Raw genomic sequence first — 19955 nt, forward strand, 5'->3', positions numbered from 1 at the left:
CCACGTTCCAACTCGCGCTAGATGACCGGCGGACGACCAGCCTTGGTCATTGCCCAGACCGTGCTCCAGTGCATGACCTTGCGACCAGCCGGGCGTTCGCGAATGCCCTCACTCAGCCCTTCGAACCAGGCACGGCGGGCTTTTCGACCGCGCACACGGAGCAGGGTCATGCCCACCCAGGTGCCGACATAGAAGGGCTCTAGGACCAACGGAAGGTTGCGTCGCGCTAGCCACACCCGGTTGCGCGCATTGAGGCGGTAGTACTCCTCGTGCCGCGCCGGATCGATGACCGGATGATGCACCACGAGATCGCCGGCATACCAAGGGGTGAATCCCTCATCCCACACTCGCCAGACCAGATCAATGCCCTCGTGTGCATAGAAGAACTCATCAGGCCAGCCTCCGATGCGATCGAAGAGCTCGCGACGGATCGCAACAGCGCCCTCCCAGAGCGAGGTCGCTGGCCCGGGCTGTGCCGGATCACCGACGCGCAGACGCGGCACCCACCGCCCAGGTGCCGCCAGCCCAGTCGGATCGACAACGCGCGGCTGGATCAGCCCAAGTGTGGGATCTGAGGCAAATCGTTGGGCGATCGTTGACAGAAACTGATCGTCAGCAAGCGCAGCATCGTCATCAAGGAAGAAGAGCAGATCGCCTTGGACCTCTGGCACGCCCGCATTTCGGCCAGCCGGGATGCCGAGATTGCGCTGGAGCCAATGAGCCTTGACGCCCACTGGCAGATCAATCGGCTCCCAGCCGTTGCCGACCACGACGATGTCCAGATCGACATCGACTTGCGACTGCAGCGATGCCAGGCCACGAGCGAGGTCTTCTGGTCGCCTGCCCATCGTCAGCAGGACAACACCGAACTTGGGCGGACTCATCTGAGTTTGCTCGACGAAAGAATCGAGGCCAGGTGCCCGACAATTGTGACCACACCCAAGAGCACCAAGGCGACCAACAGGATCTGGGTGGCCTGCAGATCCTTCACGAACAGATCGACAATCCCGGCCACCAGAATCAAGATGGTGAGCTCCACCGAGTGATACGCGCGGTGGAAAGGAATGAATCGAGCCAGAGATCGAAGGCTGCGCAGCCCGGTGTTCTGCGGAACGCCGACTTCTTCCTTGTCGACCAACTTCGGCAGATCGTTGTACGCGCGGGAGACGTGCACCATGTCGTTCAAGGCCTTGTTGTACAAGATGATGACAGCCAGCAATGCACCCAGAAATGGCCAGATCGAATCTGTCCAGCCAGCATCAGGAAATCCCGCCGCGCGCATTCCCAGCGCAATAGGGATCAATCCCTCTGTCGTGTAGTGCCCGACCCGGTCGATGAACACGCCCTTGGGCGAGGACTTGCGACGCCAGCGAGCAACCTCGCCATCGCAGCAATCCCACAGCATCTGCATCTGGCCGAGCAGCACAGCCAGGATCGGGCCCATGATGCCTGGGATCAGGATGCTCAGCGCGGCCGATGCGCCGGTAGCAACCATCAACCACGTCACTTGGTTTGCAGTGATCGGAGTGCGAAGCAGGATTCGGGTCAGGTACGGAGAGATATCACGCAGATAGACATCAGCAACCCAGTGCTCGGAATTCTTGCGTCCCCGAATGGCAGGTGGCTGGCAGACCTCACGGATCTGTGCAACTGATGGACGCGAAGGGCGCTCGGGATCACTCATGATGCTGCCTTCATGCACGCTTCGCCCGTCGGAGAGTCGGAACATCCATGGGCTCTAAGCACGCCGTTACGATAGGTCACTGCCAGTCATCATCACTGTGACCACTCCGGACAGCACCAAAACGGTGCCTGCTTGTGGCTCAGGGCAAGCACCGGAAGGCATGGATGTGAATTACCAGGCAGTCATTCTGGCAGCCGGCATGGGCACCCGTCTTGGCAAGCAACCCTGGCCAAAGCCACTGACACCACTTGCCGATGGCCGCACGATCATGCAGCAGCAAATGGAGAATCTGCAGCAGATCTTCGGTGAGCAACTGCGAGTGCTGACAGTGGTGGGCTTCAAGCTCGAGTCGATCCTGGAAGCCTTTCCAGATGTGTCCTACGCCTACAACGAGTCATTTGACCAGACCAACACCAACCGCAGTCTTCTCAAGGCATTGCGGCAGGCGTCCGATGGTGGAGTGCTGTGGCTCAATGGCGATGTGGTCTTCGATCCATTGGTGCTCCAGCGAGCCAAGAACTTGATCGATGCCGACCGGTCCTTCGTGTGCGTCAACACTGCCGCAGTGGCCGATGAAGAAGTCAAGTACACAGTCGGTGCCGACGGCTACATCGATGCGCTGTCCAAGCAGGTCAGCCCCGCCCTGGGTGAAGCCGTGGGCATCAACTACATCAGTGCAGGGGATCGGGCAACACTTATTCGGGGCTTGGAAGCCTGCGCGGACAACGACTACTTCGAACGCGGCATTGAGATCGCCATTGAAACCGAATCGCTGAAGGTCCTGCCCTTGGACATCACTGACTTCTTTGTCGTGGAAGTCGACTTCGCCGAAGACCTCACCCGCGCCAACCAGCATCTCTAGGCCGCTCAGCGCAGCACGTCGGTGAAGACCTGCTCCCAACGATCAAGCACGACTTCAAGCCGATAGCCATCCATGACCTGCGGGCCCCGAGCGGCCATTGATGCGCGCCGGGCGTCATCGAGGGCCAGCATCAGCAAGCCATGGGCCAGATCCTTGGGGTCCCCACGATTGACGAGCACACCACAGCTTTCATCGGCCAGCAGTTCGCGAACCCCAGCCGAGCAGTCGCTGGCCACGACCGGCACGCCACACGAAAGTGCTTCCATCATCACCAAAGGCGAGCCCTCGACCAGCGAGGGCACTGCCAAGATGCCGGTCTCGGTCAAGACCGAAAAGGGATCAGCAACCTGGTCGCGCAACTGCACTCTGGGCAGCATCGCGGCGGCCTCGCGGATCTGACCTTCGTGCGGACCCGAACCCACGAACTGAAGATTCCAGTCAGACAGCTGTCCGGCCTCGACGAGGATCCGCCAGGCGTGCATGAGCGTCATTGGCGCCTTCTCAGCTGAGAAACGACCCAAGTAGGTGATGGTTCGTGAACGTGTCTGGGACTGCCGCGGTGGCCATTGCGCCAGCGGGTTGGGCATGGCCGCCGCGTTGTTGAGTCCGGCGGTCGTGAACAGCTGCGCATCGCTTGTGGTCAGCGCCAGGAAGCGATCACAATCACGATAGGCATCGATCACGCGCTTGAGATCCGGGCCAAAACTGGCAGCTTGGAAAGAGGAGTGGTACTGGCCGACCGTGCCCCAAGCCTGGATCGCGCATTGCGCAATGTGTTCCATCGCCCAGACCTGCGCCGTGATGATGATGCCTTTGGGACCCGAGTCAAGAATCTTCTGCAACTTCTGAAGTGCGGCCGCCCGCTGTGCGTCGAGATTGGGACCTTCATCTTTGTCATACGCAGCCTCGAGCAGCCTTTCGACTCGATAGCCAGCGGCCGAGTAATCACCGCGGGGTTCGCGCGTCTCAATGCCTACGACGGTGACGTCATGACCGCGATTCACGAAGCCGGCGGCAAGTGCATGCACGACTCGCTGCGCGCCGCCGATCTCGTCGATGTTGTTCGCAAGGAGAACGATGCGCGTGCTCATCGAGCACCTTCCATCGCTTCAAGAATCCGTACAGCTGCATCACCAGTCGATCGACAACCCAATGTCGCAAAGGCAGCGGAACGCTCCACGAACTCGGGCCAGGCGTGATCTCCGTGCGCCAGCCAACTCTCGAGTCGCTCAATGAGTTCACCCGTGGAGCCAACACAAGGCCCGGGCAGCACTTTCGGCAGATCCGCATACGTGCCGCGTCGCCGCACGACATCAAGCGCGTCGGCCTGGAAAGCCAGGATTGGACGTTGCAGGCCGGCAAATTCCATCGTCAGGCTCGACCACTCCGTCACCATCAGATCCGCTGCTGCGCACCAGGACGGCAAATCGTCAACGACCTGCTTTGCATCAGATCTCGACAGGTCATCTGTGACGACGACAAATTGCAAGCGCCCGGCAAAAGCATGGGTGAGCGACTCGACGCTCAATTGTGTCTGCGCAGATCGCAGGGCGAGCAGCACCAGCGGCAGCGAGGGCACCAATTCGAGTCGATCATGCAAGTCGGGCTCGGACAAGGCAGCAGCCATCGCATCGGCGAATGCCGAGACACCTTCAAGCACCGGACCCTCATAGCCACTGGAGGATCGAAGAACCTGTGTTGCGAAGGGACTCGAAGTCACCGCCAGATCCCAGCGCTCGACCTGAGACCGGGACGGACGTCTTTCACTTGTTGGCTGCAGCACCCAATCCGGATTGTCACGACCGCTGCGCACCAGCGGTACTTCAAATGCCGCCACGACCAGTTGCTGCCCCTCGCGCTTCGGCAGTCGGCTGATGAAGCGTTCGTTGGTGACCACCCATCTGGCCCGACCCAACTGCCAGGCGTGACGCCAACTGTTGCGCCCCTGTTTGCTGATCACCTCGACTTGCACCTTGCCGTGCTGCGCCTGCCACTGTTGACTCAGAGCAGCCAGTGCCGAATCGATGGCTCTGGAACCGTCGACATCGATGACCACCCGCGGGCTGAGTGGGAGCACCCGCGCGACAGAGAAGGCCAAGCCGGCAAGGCGGCTCACCGGACCAGCCCGCACGACTGCCTTGGACCCGTCGATGACCGTGGGAGGTGGGCCCGCGATTATCGCCTGCGAAATCAGCGCGATCGTCTCGGTAGATCCAAGAACGGTCGTCGCAATCTCGCGCACCCCTTGGGCCAGCTCATCGCCCAGCGGCTGGCGCGCGTGCAACCACTGACGATTGAACAGCACGCCGTGCACGTCCATGAATGGGCTCCGCGACTGCACCTGCACGCCAGTCAGCACCTCAAGCTCTGCCTGAGCACCACCCATCGCCAAGGCGGCGCCGGTGGCTTCCGCAGCAAGCAGAAGATTCTTGGCGGCATGCCGATCCAGGCCGTCGACTCTGCGCACGAACATCACCCATGTTCCTGTGGCATCCGAAAGGCGATCGACAATCTCCAGACTGCGCAAGCTCTGCTTGCCAGTCATGCTCTCAACGCCGGATTGACCAGCGCCGACAATCAGACTGACATCGATGGTCATCGCGAATCTCTGACCTGGGTTGCATGAGCAATGAGTTCAGCTGCCCGGGCCGCGAAGCTGTGCTCGTCTGCCACCTTTCGAGCAAACGCCAGTCGTTCTGGGTAGCCAGCAAAGTTCGATTCACGATCGGCCACGAGCATTCGCAGATCCTCGGGCGATTCATAGGTGCGCACAACAGCACCGAAAACCTCGTCCAGACCAAGAGCGCGATCACTGATCACTCTCGTTGCCGTGGCAGTGGTGTCGAACAATCGGTTCGAGAGAAATCCGAGCTCGGCCATGTGCACATGGTGATCGTTCAAGACCACCTGAGCGCCTGCATATGCCGCAGGAAGTTGGGCATTTGCCAGGAATTCAGCCGTGATCCGTGCTGGATCAACGTACTTCTCCCAGCCCACTCCGTAGAGCGCGAGCGGGAGGTGCGCAGCAATTGCATCACGCACGATCGGTCGATACTCGCCGCGAGTGGAACCGACAAAGAGCAAGGGCACTCCCGAATCGGCGACTGCTGCCTTCGGTGTGAAGCGCTGGGGATTGCTTGCCTGCAGCAGCGGCAACACATCCACGAATCCCGGCTGCCAATGTCGGCTGGCGGCAAAGACCGTGTCGTAGGACGCAGCCTCCTGCTCGTTGACCAGTTCAGGATGTGAAATGACCCAGAGAATCCACGCTGAGCCTGGGCCCTTGCGCGGGGTGATCTCATTGAGCCCCCGCAGGACCACAACGACGTCGTCATCAGCGCGCTCATCTGCGTGGGCTCGATGACGAGCGATGACCTTCGCGTCCTGACCCTGCTGGTTGAGCGCATCGACCAGATCGCGGGCGAACCAGGTGTCTCCCCACTGCTCCCCCGCTGCGCCAGCCGGAGCAGACGTCACCACCGACCATCGAAGTCTTCTCTTGCCGAAGATCCTCATGCTGCCCCGCGGAGAAAGCCCAGCCCCCAGGCGGCGTGCATCGTGGCGTAGACAAGGGGCAATGCCGCGGTGCCGCGCAGACCAAGCCGGGGCTTGCCCAATGCGCTGATCAGCGATGCAAGGAGATTGGCTAGCAGATAGCCCAAGGGCATCGCAAAGCCAGCCAGGGCAAGCCAGGTCATGCCACTGGCCAGACCGATGACACCGACGATGAGGCCAAGTGCCACCAGAACAACTGCGATTGGCGCGGCCAGGTAGCGAAGAGAAAGGGTCTCCGGGTGACGGCGGGCAACTTCGCGTCGCCATCTTCCGTAGTCGTGATACTGCCGAGCCAAGGCGAGTGTGTTTGCGCGCGGCCGATATTCGACTCGCATTTGGGGGGTGAACCACACCACGCCGCCAGTCTGGCGAATGCGCAGGTTCATCTCCCAGTCCTGAGCCCGCTCCATGGTCTCGTCATAGCCGCCAACCCGCGCCAGCGCATCTGCACGAAAGCAACCCAGGTAGACCGTCAGGGCCGGACCCGGCTCACCGCCGATATGGAACGCGGCTCCACCCACGCCAAAACGTGATGTCATAGCGCGCGCTACTGCTGATTCAAATGGAGTGGAGCCCTTGGCATCCATGATCCCGCCGACATTGTCAGCACCAGTTGCGTTCAGCACCTGCACACCGTTGGCGACGTAGTCATGCGGAATCAACGCGTGCCCGTCGACCCGCACCACAACGTCGCCTGCGGCCCTGGCAATCGCCGCGTTCAACGCGGCCGGCGTCTTGCCGCTGGGGTTTTGGACAACATGCACCGAGGTGAATTCCGCGGCCAAAGCATCAGCGACCTGCTGGGTCGCATCCCTTGATGGCCCCACAGCCATCACCACTTCTATCTCGCCTTGGTAGTCCTGATTGAGAATCTGCAGCACTGCTTCGCGCAGATGCCGCTCCTCATTCAGCACCGGCATGATCACACTGACCCTCGGCAGGATCCCAAGAGGAGCTTGGGTCATGCACGCGTCCCGAAGACCTCGTGCTCAATCCTGCCTTCGTAGGTGCGCGTGGTCTTGGTCAGGAAGTGCTCTTCAACTGCATTGGCGGTATGGCCCTCACCACGGCGCTCATAGAGATAGCCAAGTCCGTGCGTGCGGTAGATGGCTCCACCACTGTCGCGCACCTGATTGATCAATCCACGATCGACCGATTTGGCTACCGGCCGCCAACCACCAACGGAGTCCAGATCAGCGCGCGAGATCAGCATCGTCCCACCCGCGATGAATGGCGCGTAGCTCTCAGCTGCATATTCTGGACGGAACGCAGTGACATTGGCGGACTCGACATGGATCCAGTCCAATGCCTTGCCCACCAAGGTCGCACCTGAGTACATCCGAGCCAGCACAAGATCCCAGATGTGCTCAGGACCGTAGAAGTCGTCATCGTCCATCTTGCTGATCAAGTTGGCATCTGCCCGCTGGCTCAACTGCTGAAGGGCCGTACCGAATGGCACATCCGCTGAGATGTCGACGATCTTGACATCGCCAGGAATCCCAGCAAAGCGCTGATGATCGATCTGCACGCCGTGCAGGCCGACAACAATCTGCAGACGTGGATATCGAAGCTGGGAAAGTTGAGCAACGAGGTGGTCAACGAAGCGATCTCGATGGGTCATCACAATCACGCTGACAGTTGGCCAGGCATCAAAGGCTGCTGCCGGTGAATACATGCGCAGCGCATGGCGACGACCTTGCACGGACTGGACCAGCCAGTCCATGTCCTCCGCGGGAAAATCCTTTTGCTGCGCAAGGACTCCGCACGCTTCCAGCTGCGCCTGCCAACGGGCCGGCAGTGGCACATGAGACTGCACACCACCCACGGCAAGCAGGTCCCGCACCTCGGCCTGATTGAGATCCAGTGCCGTCTTGATGTGAATTCCCGGAGCCTCGATGATGAGCTCGCCAAGCTGCACCGAAGCGAGACCGACAGTCCACGGACCTGTTGACGCACGCCCGAGGGGGCGGTGCACCAGCGGGTTCACATGCACCGAGTGGTCGATCCCGTCCACAGTCCAGACAGTGCGCGATTCATCGATGAGCACTGTCCTTTGGCGCTCGATGGAGTCCACTGACGCCATCGTTGAAGCCACCAGCGTGTCGGTGCGTCGCAAGTGAACATTGCCGCGCTCATTTGGCTGCACTACATCGTGCAGATCACAGACGAGCGAGGCCGCCTCAGCCGGCAGTCCGGGAGCAAAACTCAGCATTGGTCCAACGCCCATCGCAACCATCGGCTGGAGCATGCGAGCGGCGGCGGCCAGCAACAGTCCCGGATCCACCGGCTCGGCTGTGACCAGCTCAAGCAGGATGCCCTTGCCGTGCCCGTGCAGCCAGATTGAGGAGAGTCCGGGAAGTCCGGGAGTGCCGGTCCAGCCCTTTGGTGGATCCCAGACTGAAATGCGCACATCCACTCGCGTGATCGGTGGGCCACCGATGACCATGATGGCCAATTGATGAAGCGAGTCCACACCGGCGGCTTTCACCTGCCAGGACTTTGGCTTGATCTTCAGGGCTAGCCCATCAGGCAGGCCCGGAATGGGTCCACGCTTGATCTTGCCCGCCTGGTCACGCAGTACAGCTACTGGATTGCTCACAGTGGTCAGCGTAGAGGGGCTGGCAGGAGGTGCGTCGGTAGCCTTGCGGCATGACCTTGCGACTGTCCGTCATCGGCACCGGCTACTTGGGTGCAACCCACGCTGCGTGTATGGCCGAATTGGGCTTCGAGGTCATTGGTGTGGATGTTGACCCCGTCAAGGTATCGATCCTGCAGGGCGGTCATGTCCCGTTCTATGAGCCCGGGCTGGACGAAGTACTCCAGCGCAATATCAAGGCCGGACGCCTGAATTTCACGACGTCAATTGCCGACGCCGCCAACTTCGCAGACATCCATTTCATCTGCGTGGGCACCCCACAACTGGCCGGCGCGCAGCGCGCTGATCTCTCGCAGGTGATGGGGTCGATTGAAGCTCTTGCGCCACATCTTCGCCCCGACGCTTTGGTGGTGGGCAAGTCCACTGTCCCGGTCGGGACCGCAGCATTGATCGCTGATCGCTTGAAGGCGATCGCTGCATCAGAAGTCGAGCTTGCCTGGAACCCCGAGTTCCTGCGCGAAGGCTTTGCCGTTGAAGACACGCTCACTCCCGACCGGCTGGTTGTCGGAGTGCGCAGCCAGCAAGCCGAAGATCGACTCCGCGAGGTGTACGCACCACTGATCGCAATCGGCACGCCATTTCTGGTCACGGACTTCCCGACAGCAGAACTGGTGAAGGTCGCCGCGAACTCCTTCCTTGCCACCAAGATTTCTTTCATCAATGCAATGGCCGAAGTATGCGAGGCGGCTGGTGCCGACGTATTGCAGCTTGCCGAGGCGATCGGTTACGACCCGCGCATCGGCAATCGCTTTCTGTCGGCCGGCCTGGGCTTCGGCGGTGGGTGCTTGCCCAAGGACATCCGCGCGTTCATGGCCCGAGCAGGAGAAATCGGAGCCGAGGAAGCGTTGACCTTCCTGCGCGAAGTCGATCAGATCAATTTGCGCAGACGTTCGCATGTCGTGGATATGGCTCGGGCAACCCTGGGCGGCAGCTTCACGGGCAAGGCCGTGACCGTGCTCGGTGCAGCTTTCAAGCCCAACAGTGACGATGTCCGCGACTCCCCTTCGCTGGATGTCGCGGTGGCGATGAGCAATTCCGGGGCGCGCGTGGTGGTGCACGATCCCAAGGCACTGCCCAATGCAGCCAAGGTGTATCCAAATATGACCTACGAAACAGATGTGCTCACGGCCTTGGCAGGTGCAGATCTCATTCTGCATGGCACCGAATGGGCTGAGTATCGCGAGCTGAATCCAGCGACGGTGGCTACAGTCGTACGCGAGCGTCACCTCATCGACGGACGCAACATTCTTGACCCCGATACCTGGCGCAACGCCGGCTTCACCTATCGAGCACTGGGACGACCGAACGCCTAGCGCTTGATCTTCTGACCCTTGCTCTTGGCCAAGGCATTGAGCTCACGCTGAAAGTCCACCATCGAGGCCATCAGGTCTGGATCGGCGATGCCAAGCATGCGAACAGCAAGCAGTCCGGCATTGCGGGCATTGCCGATCGCCACTGTTGCCACCGGGACTCCGGCTGGCATCTGCACAATGGACAGCAGCGAGTCCATGCCATCAAGAGAGCCAACGGCCACCGGCACACCGATGACCGGGATGGGCGTCAGTGCAGCGAGCATTCCGGGCAGATGCGCAGCGCCGCCGGCGCCAGCGATGATGACGCGAAGGCCACGCGTGTTCGCAGTGGCTCCGTACTCCACCATTTCGTGCGGCATGCGATGAGCTGAGACGACGTTGACTTCGTAGGACACATTGAACTCATCGAGCGCATCGGCGGCGGCCTGCATCGTTGGCCAGTCCGAGTCACTGCCCATGCAGATGCCTACCAACGGCTGATCTGCCACGGTCTCTCCTTCATTCATTGATAACGCCCGAGAAGTAGTCTGCTGCATGTCGCCCGCGGTTCAGCAATGACTCGGCGTCATCGCCGAGCACGGTCACGTGCCCGACCTTGCGACCCGGGCGAACTTCTTTGCCGTACAGGTGCACCTTCAGCTCAGGATCGCGAGCAAATACATGGCGATAGGCCGAGTACAAGCCCCCGACCGTGCCTCCCAGAATATTGACCATCACCGCAAATGGCGCGCGCCCGGCTGGATCTCCAAGCGGCAGGTCGAGCACCGCGCGAAGGTGATTCTCGAACTGGCTGGTGACTGCGCCGTCAATGGTCCAGTGCCCGGAGTTGTGCGGGCGCATTGCCAGCTCATTGACGACAAGCCCATCAGGGGTCTCAAAGAGCTCAACTGCCAACATCCCTACGACGTCCAGGTCGCGAGCGATCCGCAATGCGATGTCCTGGGCTTGCAGTGCCAGCTCTTCACTGAGTTCTACAGCGGGGGCCACCACCTCCGCGCAAATGCCATTGATCTGCGTGGTCTGGACAACCGGGTAGGCCACAGCCTGCCCATGTGGGGATCGAGCGACCTGCGCTGACAGCTCACGCGTGAAGGGCACGAATTGCTCAACCAGCCAAGAGGAGTCCGGCGCCAATGGAGTTGCCATGACTGCGCTGGCCTCATCGACGTTGTGCACGACCCAGACCCCGCGGCCGTCGTAGCCACCACGAGAGGTCTTCAGGACGACGGGCCAGCCATGCCCCTGGGCAAAATGCGCCACATCTGCAGGCGATGCCGCCTTCGACCAGGGCGGGCACGGAACATTGATTGCCGTCAGTGCGGTCCGCATGTGCAATTTGTCCTGGGCGTGGGCTAGTGCCCTTGGACCGGGTCGCACCGCAATCCCTCTGGCCACCAGTGCGTCCAGAATCGCTGTCGGCACGTGTTCATGATCGAAGGTGATGACATCACAGCCCTCGGCGAACTCCAGGACGGCAGCCGGGTCATCGTGCGCACCGAAGCGCACGTCGTGCACGACTTGGGCGGCTGGATCCTGAGGAGTTGCAGCCAGCACCCGGAAGCCGACTCCCAAGGCGGTGGCTGCTTCGGCAGTCATGCGCGCAAGTTGGCCGCCGCCAATCATCCCGACCGTTGGGGCACCATCTGCTTGCGTCACTGACCCAATCTACCGGGCGCCGATGAATGCAGATTCACGATCAAATTGACTCGGTATGCTGCCTTAATGCCTTCGACCGATCAGCGGCCCTTTGTGGTGCGCGCTGCTCTTGGTCTTCGCGATCAATTCCGCGCTCTGTACCGCGAGGTTGCAAAATTTGGTCTCGTCGGACTTACTGCACTTGTTGTCGATATCGGGCTGTTCAACTACCTGCGTTTTGCCGGTGGCCAGGGTCCGATGTATGACCGGCCCATCAGCGCGAAGATCGTCAGTGTCTGTGTCGCCACTCTGGTCGCGTATTTCGGCAATCGGTACTGGACTTTCCGACACCGCGGGCGCACGCATATGGGGCGCGAACTGCCCCTGTTCTTCCTGCTCAATGGCGTGGCAATGACCATCGCCATCGGATGCCTCTACATCAGCCACTACGTCTTGGGCTTGACCAGCGCCTTGGCCGACAACCTCAGTGCCAACGTCATCGGCCTGGGACTTGGCACCTTGTTCCGCTTCTGGAGCTACCGCAAATGGGTATTCCCTGCCGTGCCGAACCAACCGGGTGATCAGGAACTTGCCGAGCGCGACGCTGCCAGCCTCATTTAGCTTCGGCCAGAGAACTACGCCTCGCTCAAGAGAGACCTGATTCGCCGCCACCACGTCGGCGGCGCGCATCGTCCTCTTCCTGCAGCCGATAGACGTCACGCTGAATCTCTTCGACGTTGGTGACGTCCTTGATGATCAAACTGCCATCGGCGTTGGCTGAATCGATATCCAGATCCCCGTAGTTGAGCATCCGACCCAGAATGCTCTGACGAAAGGTGATGTTGTTCGTCTTGGCCAGCGGCATATCGCGGCCCTCTTTTGTCAGCAGGCCCTGCCGCACGATGATCCGGCGATCTGTGAAGACGTACTCGGTTGTGATCCATCGCAGGAACGGGATCAAGGAACGCCACACAACAAGAATCACGAACAAGGCACCCAGTGCCCATCGGAACCACGAGACATCTGACCACACGAACAACGCAGTCAGAATGAAGACTTCAACAAGGAAAGAGAAGACGGGAATGATGAGCCCTCGCCAATGCGGGCGGAGTTCATAGACAATTGATTCACCTGGTGCCAGAAGCTTTGCCGGATACGTCACGGTCAGATCGTTGCATGAATTACGTCGCCAGTGGTGACCATCACCGTTGTGGTGCCGTCATCGACGAGCAAGTGTCCGTCATTGTCGACATCAAGCACCAGACCCCGCACAATGACCGAATCCGGCATCGTCGCTTCAACCACACGCCCAATGGAGGCGCACAGCGCTCGGTACTCCACTTTCAATTCTGGATCGTCCAAGCGCCAACGCTCCAGGCATTCTGAGAAGCCGGCGAGCACCGCAGCGAACAAGGCCTCACGATTGGCACTGCCTCCCTCCAAGCTCACCGACGTTGCCGCGGCAATCGGCAGTTCAGCCTTGGCAGTCGACACATTGAGTCCGATGCCCACCACGACTGCGTCATCTCCGTGCACCTCGCTCAGGATTCCACCGAGCTTGCGTGAACTGTGATCCACAACCACGAGGTCATTTGGCCATTTCACTTCGGCCATGACGCCCGTCACTGCGCGGATGGCTCGTGCCGTTGCAAGTCCGGCCAGCAGCGGCAACCAGTTCCAGCTTGCTCTTGGCATGTCGGAGGGCCGCACCAGCACCGACAGCCAAAGGCCAGCGGAGTGCGGACTGACCCACTGCCGATCCAGTCGCCCGCGCCCAGCGGACTGGTACTCCGCCACGACGCACGAGCCCTCTGGCGCACCGGCCGTAGCAAGGAGCGCAACATCGCTGTTGGTCGACTCTGTGGTATCCACAATGGTGGGAATCGGGCCCGGCCAGGCACGAGCCTGAAGCTCGGCAATCACAGTGGGCAGGTCCAGGGCAGTTCGCGCATCCTGATCGGTCACGCCACTAAGGTAACGCGCGAGGAGGGCCGATGAGCGCCGCAGCGAAGGATCCGAAGAGCATCGACAGTCACACCACCGCAGGCAAGGGAGCGGTACTGGCTGACTACGAGGCCGAAACCACCCGCCGCCAGCAGGAGGCCGTCACCAAGCAGCATGGCCGCGGAAAGCTGTCGGCCATGGAGCGCATCGAGCTCCTGCTCGACGAGCACTCCTTCCAGCAGGTCGACTCGCTCACCCGCCACCGATCACATGACTTCGGTCAAGAGAACTCGCGACCGCTCGGCGATGCCGTCATCACCGGCTACGGCACAGTTGATGGCCGCCCGGTCTGCGTCTTTGCTCAGGACTTCTCCACCTTCGGTGGCTCACTTGGCGAACTCGTCGGCGAGAAGATCGTCAAGGTGATGGACCTTGCCCTGAAGACCGGCTGCCCCGTCATCGGCATGAACGACTCCGGCGGTGCGCGTATTCAAGAAGGCGTGGCGTCGCTGGCCATGTACGGCGAGATCTTCAAGCGCAACGTGGCAGCATCCGGCGTGATTCCACAGATCTCGATGATCATGGGTCCAAGCGCCGGCGGCGCCGTCTACTCCCCTGCGATCACTGACTTCACGATCATGGTCGAGAAGACCTCGTACATGTTCATCACAGGCCCCGATGTCATCAAGACCGTGACGGGTGAAGAAGTGGCGATGGAGGCACTTGGCGGCGCCCAGACCCACAACACCAAATCCGGTGTAGCCCACCACATGGCCCCGACTGAAGAAGAAGCCATTGAATACCTGCGCGCACTGCTCGGCTTCCTGCCCAGCAACAACCTCGAGGAAGCTCCGATCTTCGACACTGATGTGAGCCTGGAACTCAACGAGGACGACTACGAGCTCGACTCGCTCGTTCCCGATTCACCCAACCAGCCCTACGACATGCACCGGGTCATCGGACACGTCTTGGATGATGGCGACTTCCTTGAAGTCCAGGCGCTCTGGGCACCGAACATCGTGGTCGGCTTTGGTCGCGTCGAAGGACACAGCGTTGGCATCGTGGCCAATCAACCAATGCAGTTCGCTGGCACCCTTGACATCGACGCTTCAGAGAAGGCGGCTCGCTTCATCCGCACCTGCGATGCCTTCAACATCCCGATCATCACCTTCACTGACACCCCCGGATTCCTGCCCGGCACCCATCAGGAATGGGACGGCATCATTCGTCGCGGCGCCAAGCTCATCTACGCCTATGCCGAGGCCACTGTCCCGATGATCTGCGTGATCACGCGCAAGGCCTATGGCGGTGCCTACATCGTGATGTCCAGCAAGCACCTGGGCTCCGACATCAACCTGGCCTGGCCCACGGCAGAGATCGCCGTGATGGGCGCCGAGGGCGCGGCCAACATCCTGTACCGCAAGGAGCTGGCCGAAGCCACCGATCCAGTTGCCAAGCGTGCGGAGTTGATCGAGGAGTACAAGGAAACCCTTGCCAACCCGTACCGCGCTGCAGAGCGCGGCTACGTCGACCGCGTGATTCAGCCACACGACACCCGAGTGGTCATCATCCGCGCACTGCGCAATCTGCGAAACAAGCGCGCCAACCGCGCTCCTCGCAAGCACGGAAACATCCCGCTGTGAGCTCGGAGCATGCCGAGCCCAAGCGCCCGGTGTTGCGTGTCATCAGCGGCAATCCCACAGAGGAAGAGCTCGCTGCGATTCTGGCGATCGTGGCCAGCGCCACTCCCGAGGCCGAACCCGAGCCACGGGTCTCGCTTTGGAATGACTACAGCCGAGGCATCCACAGCACGCCACGTCCAAGCCCCACAGCTTGGCGCGCCTCGACGATGCCTCAGTAAGGCGTGACCTCACTCGTACTGGCCTCAGCCTCCCCCGCCCGCCGGATGCTGCTGACCAATGCTGGCGTCTCTGCAGAGATCAGGGTGAGCTCAGTTGACGAGGAAGCGCTGGCTGAGTCGCTGGCCCCCATTGCACCGATCGATCTGTGCCTGGCGCTGGCCCGAGCCAAGGCCCGCGATGTCGCTCAGCAGTTCTCAGCAGCCGATGACGTCATCGTGCTGGGTTGCGACTCAGTGCTGGACGTCGACGGCATTGCCTACGGAAAACCCGGCGACGCAGACGCTGCTCGAGCTCGCTGGCAGCAGATGGCCGGGCGCAGTGGCTTCCTGCGCACCGGTCATTGGCTCATCGCTCCCAGTACCGGCCAAGAGCTCGGCGAAGTCGCCAGCAGCGAGGTCTTCCACGCCAGGCCAACGGCGATCGAGATCGAGGCCTACATCGCCACCGGCGAACCACTGCAGGTTGCCGGTGGCTTCACCCTGGATGCCCTGGGTGGCGCATTCATCGAAAAGATCAACGGGGATCCTTCAAATGTTGTTGGCCTTTCGCTCCCCCTGCTGCGCCTACTACTGCAACAGTTCGAAGTGACCTGGACCGACCTCTGGGTCGGACTCCAGCAAGAAGGCCAGACCCAAGACTGACGGCCGTGGGCGGTGAGCATTCAGCGCCCTCTGGTCGATACAGTGCCATCTGCATACACGCGAGGAAGAGGCCAACGAAGTGCGCAAAGTACTGATTGCAAACCGGGGCGAGATTGCTGTCCGCGTCATTCGCGCCTGCAAGGACGCCGGGCTGACCTCGGTCGCTGTCTACGCCGAGCCTGACCGCAACGCGATGCATGTTCGCATGGCCGACGAGGCGTACAACCTCGGTGGCGAGACCGCAGGTGAGTCCTACCTCGTGTTCGACAAGATCCTCAAGGCCTGCGCTGACTCCGGCGCCGACGCTGTGCACCCTGGCTATGGCTTCCTGTCCGAGAATGCCGACTTCGCCCAAGCCGTCATTGACGCCGGCCTCACATGGATCGGCCCACCACCCGCCGCAATCCGCTCCCTTGGCGACAAGGTCTCGGCCCGGCACATCGCGCAGAAGGCTGGCGCACCACAGGTTCCCGGTACGGCTGAGCCAGTGGAGAGCGCCAAAGAGATTGTGGCCTTCGCCAAGGAGTTCGGCCTGCCAGTTGCCATCAAGGCTGCCTTCGGCGGTGGTGGCCGTGGCTTGAAGGTTGCCTACAAGCTCAATGAGATCCCTGAACTGTTCGAGTCAGCAGTGCGCGAAGCCACCGCAGCCTTTGGCCGCGGAGAGTGCTTCGTGGAGCGCTACCTGGACAAGCCTCGTCACGTCGAGACCCAATGCCTGGCCGACATGCACGGCAATGTGGTGGTCATCTCCACGCGCGACTGCTCACTTCAGCGTCGTCACCAGAAGCTGGTCGAGGAAGCGCCAGCGCCCTTCCTCACCGAAGCGCAGATCGCCACCCTGTACGAGTCGTCCAAGGCCATTCTCAAAGAGGCGGGCTACGTCAACGCCGGTACCTGTGAGTTCCTCATCGGCCAGGACGGCACAATCTCCTTCCTCGAGGTCAACACCCGATTGCAGGTTGAACACCCGGTTTCTGAAGAGGTGTCCGGCATCGACCTGGTCCGCGAGCAGTTCCGCATCGCTGACGGTGGCGCCATCGACTATCCAGACCCAGAGCTGCGCGGCCACTCCATTGAGTTCCGCATCAATGGTGAGGATCCAGGTCGCGGATTCCTCCCCGGTCCAGGTGAGCTCATCGTGTGGCGTCCACCCAGTGGTCCCGGGATTCGCCTGGACACCGGTGCTCGCCTCGGCGATGTCATCGGCGGCAACTTCGACTCGCTGATCGGCAAGCTCATTGTCACGGGCAAGGACCGCACTCAGGCCCTTGAGCGTGCACGTCGCGCCCTTGATGAGTTCGTCATTGAAGGCATCGCCACAGCATTGACCTTCCACCGGGAAGTGGTGCGTGACACCCACTTCGCTCCGGCCGATCCAGAGGCGACCTTCACTGTCCACACCCGCTGGATCGATGAGGACTTTGACAACAAGATCCAGTCCTATGCGGGATTCAGCGGTGGACTGGCAGCTGTTGATGCCCGACAGAACCTGGTCGTTGAGGTCAATGGCAAGCGGCTTGAAGTCAGCCTTCCTGGCGACGGTGTCATCGGCGGCGGCTCGAAGTCCAGCAAGGCACCAAGGTCCAGCGGCAAGAAGGCAACTGCGGTTGCCGACGGCGATGCACTCGTCGCGCCGATGCAGGGCACTGTGGTCAAGGTCGAGGTCACTGAGGGTCAGAAAGTTGCCATTGGCGACCTGCTCATCGTGCTGGAGGCCATGAAGATGGAACAGCCGTTGAACGCCCACAAGGCTGGCGTCATCACCAACCTCACTGCCGAGGCAGGCGCCACCGTTCCGAATGGCACCGTCCTGCTGGAGATCAAGGGCGAATAGCCGCCCGCCGCTGCCAACGAAAGGGAATGCAACGTGACAGCGGTCGTAATCATCGGAGGCGGCCCCGGCGGCTATGAGGCTGCGCTGGTGGCCCGGCAGCTTGGCGCAGATGTCACGCTGGTCGACAGCGATGGCATCGGCGGCTCGGCAGTCCTGACTGACTGCGTGCCGAGCAAGACCTTGATCGCCACGGCCAACGTCATGATGACCACTGCTGAATCCAGCGGGCTCGGAGTGCTGCTGGATGGCCAGGAGGCCGCAGCTCATCTGCTCAGCGTGAATCTGGCAACCGTCAACGAGCGAGTCATAGCGCTGGCGAACTCACAGAGCCAGGACATCCGACTGAGTCTGGAACGCGCAGGTGTGCGCCTGGTCCGCGGCAGGGGTCGACTCAATGGCGCAAATTCAGTGCTCGTGGAGACTTCTGAGGGTGGCGAGTACACCTACCGCGCGGACACCATCTTGATCGCCACCGGAGCCCGCCCGCGGCAATTGGCCGACGCGATGCCCGACGGCGAGCGCATATTGAACTGGGAGCAGATCTACAGCCTGCCTGAAGTTCCGCCACGACTCATCGTTGTCGGATCTGGAGTCACCGGTGCAGAGTTCGCCAGCGCTTATCACGGGCTTGGCAGCAGCGTCGTGCTGATCTCATCACGTGACCGCGTGCTGCCCGGCGAGGATTCAGATGCCGCGGCGGTGCTCGAAGAAGTCTGGGCTCGACGCGGCCTTGAGGTCATTTCCCGAGCACGAGCCGTGGCAGTGCGAAGAGAAGGCGACGGCGTCATCGTCGAACTCCAGGACGGTCGCTTGGTTGAAGGTTCGCATGTACTGATGGCAGTTGGCTCGATCCCCAACACCGAAATGCTCGGGCTCGCAGGTGCTGGAGTGGAGATCAATACCAACGGCTTCATTCGCGTTGACCGTGTATCGCGCACGTCAACGCGTGGCATCTACGCCGCAGGCGACTGCACCGGAGTGCTGATGCTGGCATCCGTTGCGGCCATGCAAGGTCGCATCGCCATGTGGCATGCACTCGGAGACGCAGTGCAACCACTGGACCGGCATCTTGTATCAAGCACAGTGTTCACCGATCCAGAGATCGCCACGGTCGGACTCACCCAGAAAGATCTCGACGACGGCAACTTCCGAGGCGATGTCGTGATTTTGCCGATCACTGCCAATGCCCGAGCCAAGATGCAGGAGCAGCACGACGGCTTCGTGAAGATCCTGTGCCGACGCGGCTCGCGACTCATCGCCGGAGCAGTTGTGGTGGGCGCCAACGCCAGTGAGCTGATTCATGTGCTCACTGTGGCGATCAATCAGCGGCTTACCGTTGATGAGCTGGCAGGCGCCTTCACCGTCTATCCGAGCCTTTCTGGCTCAATTGCTGAGGCGGCGCGGCATCTGCACGTGACGTCTGAATGACCTCGCGCCTATAGCGGCTTCGGCGGCTTTCCACTGTCGTCGGCGAGTATGAGAATTCCCGAGACGAGGTTGCAGAAGAGCAGCGCGCACACGCCAAGCGAAGTGTGTTTGTAGGGGCTTCGCACGCCCTTGTGCATCTGAATGGTCATCGGGATGAACCAGGCCGCACAGATGATCCCGAATCCAAGAGTCACCAAGATGATGAAGCCAAGCACCACCCAGTTGATGATGGCCGCTATCAGATACATATTGCGTGGCGCGATGCTCCCGCCCACCTGTGCGGGCAGGTAATTGCCGGGCGCGACGGGATACGAACCTTGATTCGGTGCCGCAACCCCAGCCGCCGGCCAGGTCGTTGGAACCGGAAGAGGTGCCGCGCTGGCCTGAGGAGTTGCCGTCGGATATTGCTGATGCCCAGCATTCGGCATTGCCGCACCGCAAGCTGGGCAAAAGGCTGACGCGTAGGGAGCCTCATGGCCGTTGGGACAAGTCATCTGCGGACTCTAGAGCGTGTGCACCTTCGATGCGATGGATTTGCCGT

The 19955-nt window shown here is 61.2% G+C and carries 20 protein-coding genes; 8 read left to right on the forward strand and 12 right to left on the reverse strand.

The window, feature by feature from the left end; translation table 11 throughout:
- Window positions 1-17 precede the first annotated feature (17 nt).
- Window positions 18-884 (reverse strand): glycosyltransferase, encoded by an 867-nt coding sequence (locus tag Q8M73_11525; protein MDP2289179.1) that lies wholly within the window; start codon window positions 882-884, stop codon window positions 18-20.
- Window positions 881-1684, reverse strand: coding sequence for a CDP-alcohol phosphatidyltransferase family protein (locus Q8M73_11530; protein MDP2289180.1), 804 nt, complete (start codon window positions 1682-1684; stop codon window positions 881-883). Before Q8M73_11530 ends, Q8M73_11525 begins: the two co-directional genes overlap by 4 nt.
- A 166-nt stretch (window positions 1685-1850) precedes the next feature.
- On the opposite strand from Q8M73_11530, the gene Q8M73_11535 reads away from it, so the two are divergent.
- Window positions 1851-2546 carry an NTP transferase domain-containing protein gene (locus tag Q8M73_11535; GenBank protein MDP2289181.1) on the forward strand — a complete coding sequence of 232 codons (696 nt, stop codon included), beginning with the start codon at window positions 1851-1853 and terminating at the stop codon, window positions 2544-2546.
- 5 nt (window positions 2547-2551) lie between these two features.
- Here Q8M73_11535 and Q8M73_11540 read toward each other — a convergent pair whose 3' ends face one another.
- Genes Q8M73_11540 through Q8M73_11560 form a run of 5 tightly spaced genes read right to left on the reverse strand, consistent with a single transcriptional unit; the run spans window position 2552 to window position 8700 of the window.
- Window positions 2552-3637, reverse strand: a complete 1086-nt coding sequence (locus Q8M73_11540; protein MDP2289182.1) for a glycosyltransferase — start codon at window positions 3635-3637, stop codon at window positions 2552-2554.
- Entirely contained in the window at window positions 3634-5145 is a 1512-nt protein-coding gene (locus Q8M73_11545; GenBank protein ID MDP2289183.1) for a CDP-glycerol glycerophosphotransferase family protein, read from the reverse strand. Before Q8M73_11545 ends, Q8M73_11540 begins: the two co-directional genes overlap by 4 nt.
- Window positions 5142-6023 carry a glycosyltransferase gene (locus Q8M73_11550; GenBank protein ID MDP2289184.1) on the reverse strand — a complete coding sequence of 294 codons (882 nt, stop codon included), beginning with the start codon at window positions 6021-6023 and terminating at the stop codon, window positions 5142-5144. The genes Q8M73_11545 and Q8M73_11550 overlap by 4 nt, the downstream gene beginning before the upstream one ends.
- Window positions 6024-6058: 35 nt before the next feature.
- Window positions 6059-7066: a glycosyltransferase family 2 protein gene (locus tag Q8M73_11555; GenBank protein ID MDP2289185.1), complete on the reverse strand. Its 1008-nt coding sequence runs from the start codon at window positions 7064-7066 to the stop codon at window positions 6059-6061.
- Entirely contained in the window at window positions 7063-8700 is a 1638-nt protein-coding gene (locus Q8M73_11560) for a hypothetical protein (protein ID MDP2289186.1), read from the reverse strand. Before Q8M73_11560 ends, Q8M73_11555 begins: the two co-directional genes overlap by 4 nt.
- A gap of 50 nt (window positions 8701-8750) precedes the next feature.
- Here Q8M73_11560 and Q8M73_11565 point away from each other — a divergent pair, with 50 nt between their 5' ends.
- Window positions 8751-10070, forward strand: a complete 1320-nt coding sequence (locus Q8M73_11565) for a UDP-glucose/GDP-mannose dehydrogenase family protein (protein ID MDP2289187.1) — start codon at window positions 8751-8753, stop codon at window positions 10068-10070.
- Here Q8M73_11565 and purE read toward each other — a convergent pair.
- Both purE and Q8M73_11575 read right to left on the reverse strand, forming a co-directional pair.
- Window positions 10067-10576 (reverse strand): 5-(carboxyamino)imidazole ribonucleotide mutase, encoded by a 510-nt coding sequence (gene purE / locus Q8M73_11570; GenBank protein ID MDP2289188.1) that lies wholly within the window; start codon window positions 10574-10576, stop codon window positions 10067-10069. The two genes, Q8M73_11565 and purE, sit on opposite strands and share 4 nt — an antisense overlap.
- Window positions 10569-11726 (reverse strand): 5-(carboxyamino)imidazole ribonucleotide synthase, encoded by a 1158-nt coding sequence (locus tag Q8M73_11575; GenBank protein MDP2289189.1) that lies wholly within the window; start codon window positions 11724-11726, stop codon window positions 10569-10571. Before Q8M73_11575 ends, purE begins: the two co-directional genes overlap by 8 nt.
- A gap of 66 nt (window positions 11727-11792) precedes the next feature.
- Between Q8M73_11575 and Q8M73_11580 the strand changes: the two genes are divergently transcribed.
- Entirely contained in the window at window positions 11793-12326 is a 534-nt protein-coding gene (locus Q8M73_11580) for a GtrA family protein (GenBank protein MDP2289190.1), read from the forward strand.
- A 25-nt stretch (window positions 12327-12351) separates the two neighbouring features.
- On the opposite strand, the gene Q8M73_11585 is transcribed toward Q8M73_11580, so the two are convergent.
- Entirely contained in the window at window positions 12352-12867 is a 516-nt protein-coding gene (locus Q8M73_11585; protein ID MDP2289191.1) for a PH domain-containing protein, read from the reverse strand.
- A gap of 2 nt (window positions 12868-12869) precedes the next feature.
- On the reverse strand, window positions 12870-13670 hold the full coding sequence (locus Q8M73_11590) for a biotin--[acetyl-CoA-carboxylase] ligase (GenBank protein ID MDP2289192.1): 801 nt from the start codon (window positions 13668-13670) through the stop codon (window positions 12870-12872).
- A 29-nt stretch (window positions 13671-13699) separates the two neighbouring features.
- On the opposite strand from Q8M73_11590, the gene Q8M73_11595 reads away from it, so the two are divergent.
- From Q8M73_11595 to Q8M73_11615, 5 genes are all read left to right on the forward strand, one after another.
- On the forward strand, window positions 13700-15292 hold the full coding sequence (locus Q8M73_11595) for an acyl-CoA carboxylase subunit beta (protein MDP2289193.1): 1593 nt from the start codon (window positions 13700-13702) through the stop codon (window positions 15290-15292).
- On the forward strand, window positions 15289-15510 hold the full coding sequence (locus tag Q8M73_11600; protein ID MDP2289194.1) for an acyl-CoA carboxylase subunit epsilon: 222 nt from the start codon (window positions 15289-15291) through the stop codon (window positions 15508-15510). Before Q8M73_11595 ends, Q8M73_11600 begins: the two co-directional genes overlap by 4 nt.
- A 3-nt stretch (window positions 15511-15513) precedes the next feature.
- Window positions 15514-16152: a Maf family protein gene (locus Q8M73_11605; protein MDP2289195.1), complete on the forward strand. Its 639-nt coding sequence runs from the start codon at window positions 15514-15516 to the stop codon at window positions 16150-16152.
- 79 nt (window positions 16153-16231) lie between these two features.
- Entirely contained in the window at window positions 16232-17986 is a 1755-nt protein-coding gene (locus Q8M73_11610) for a biotin carboxylase N-terminal domain-containing protein (GenBank protein ID MDP2289196.1), read from the forward strand.
- A 33-nt stretch (window positions 17987-18019) separates the two neighbouring features.
- Window positions 18020-19414, forward strand: a complete 1395-nt coding sequence (locus Q8M73_11615) for an NAD(P)H-quinone dehydrogenase (protein MDP2289197.1) — start codon at window positions 18020-18022, stop codon at window positions 19412-19414.
- Between the two features lie 8 nt (window positions 19415-19422).
- Here the strand turns inward: Q8M73_11615 and Q8M73_11620 are convergent, their stop codons facing one another.
- Window positions 19423-19908: a hypothetical protein gene (locus tag Q8M73_11620; GenBank protein ID MDP2289198.1), complete on the reverse strand. Its 486-nt coding sequence runs from the start codon at window positions 19906-19908 to the stop codon at window positions 19423-19425.
- Window positions 19909-19955 lie beyond the last annotated feature (47 nt).

This window comes from Actinomycetota bacterium (assembly GCA_030684515.1).
Taxonomy (GTDB): domain Bacteria; phylum Actinomycetota; class Actinomycetes; order S36-B12; family S36-B12; genus UBA11398.

Bases quoted from the DNA above. Each gene is read 5' to 3' on its own strand.
- Q8M73_11565 (MDP2289187.1), top strand. From the start codon at position 8,751: ATGACCTTGCGACTGTCCGTCATCGGCACCGGCTACTTGGGTGCAACC.
- Q8M73_11530 (MDP2289180.1), bottom strand. From the start codon at position 1,684: ATGAGTGATCCCGAGCGCCCTTCGCGTCCATCAGTTGCACAGATCCGT.
- Q8M73_11525 (MDP2289179.1), bottom strand. From the start codon at position 884: ATGAGTCCGCCCAAGTTCGGTGTTGTCCTGCTGACGATGGGCAGGCGA.
- Q8M73_11620 (MDP2289198.1), bottom strand. From the start codon at position 19,908: ATGACTTGTCCCAACGGCCATGAGGCTCCCTACGCGTCAGCCTTTTGC.
- Q8M73_11540 (MDP2289182.1), bottom strand. From the start codon at position 3,637: ATGAGCACGCGCATCGTTCTCCTTGCGAACAACATCGACGAGATCGGC.
- Q8M73_11545 (MDP2289183.1), bottom strand. From the start codon at position 5,145: ATGACCATCGATGTCAGTCTGATTGTCGGCGCTGGTCAATCCGGCGTT.
- Q8M73_11595 (MDP2289193.1), top strand. From the start codon at position 13,700: ATGAGCGCCGCAGCGAAGGATCCGAAGAGCATCGACAGTCACACCACC.
- purE (MDP2289188.1), bottom strand. From the start codon at position 10,576: ATGAATGAAGGAGAGACCGTGGCAGATCAGCCGTTGGTAGGCATCTGC.
- Q8M73_11580 (MDP2289190.1), top strand. From the start codon at position 11,793: ATGCCTTCGACCGATCAGCGGCCCTTTGTGGTGCGCGCTGCTCTTGGT.
- Q8M73_11555 (MDP2289185.1), bottom strand. From the start codon at position 7,066: ATGACCCAAGCTCCTCTTGGGATCCTGCCGAGGGTCAGTGTGATCATG.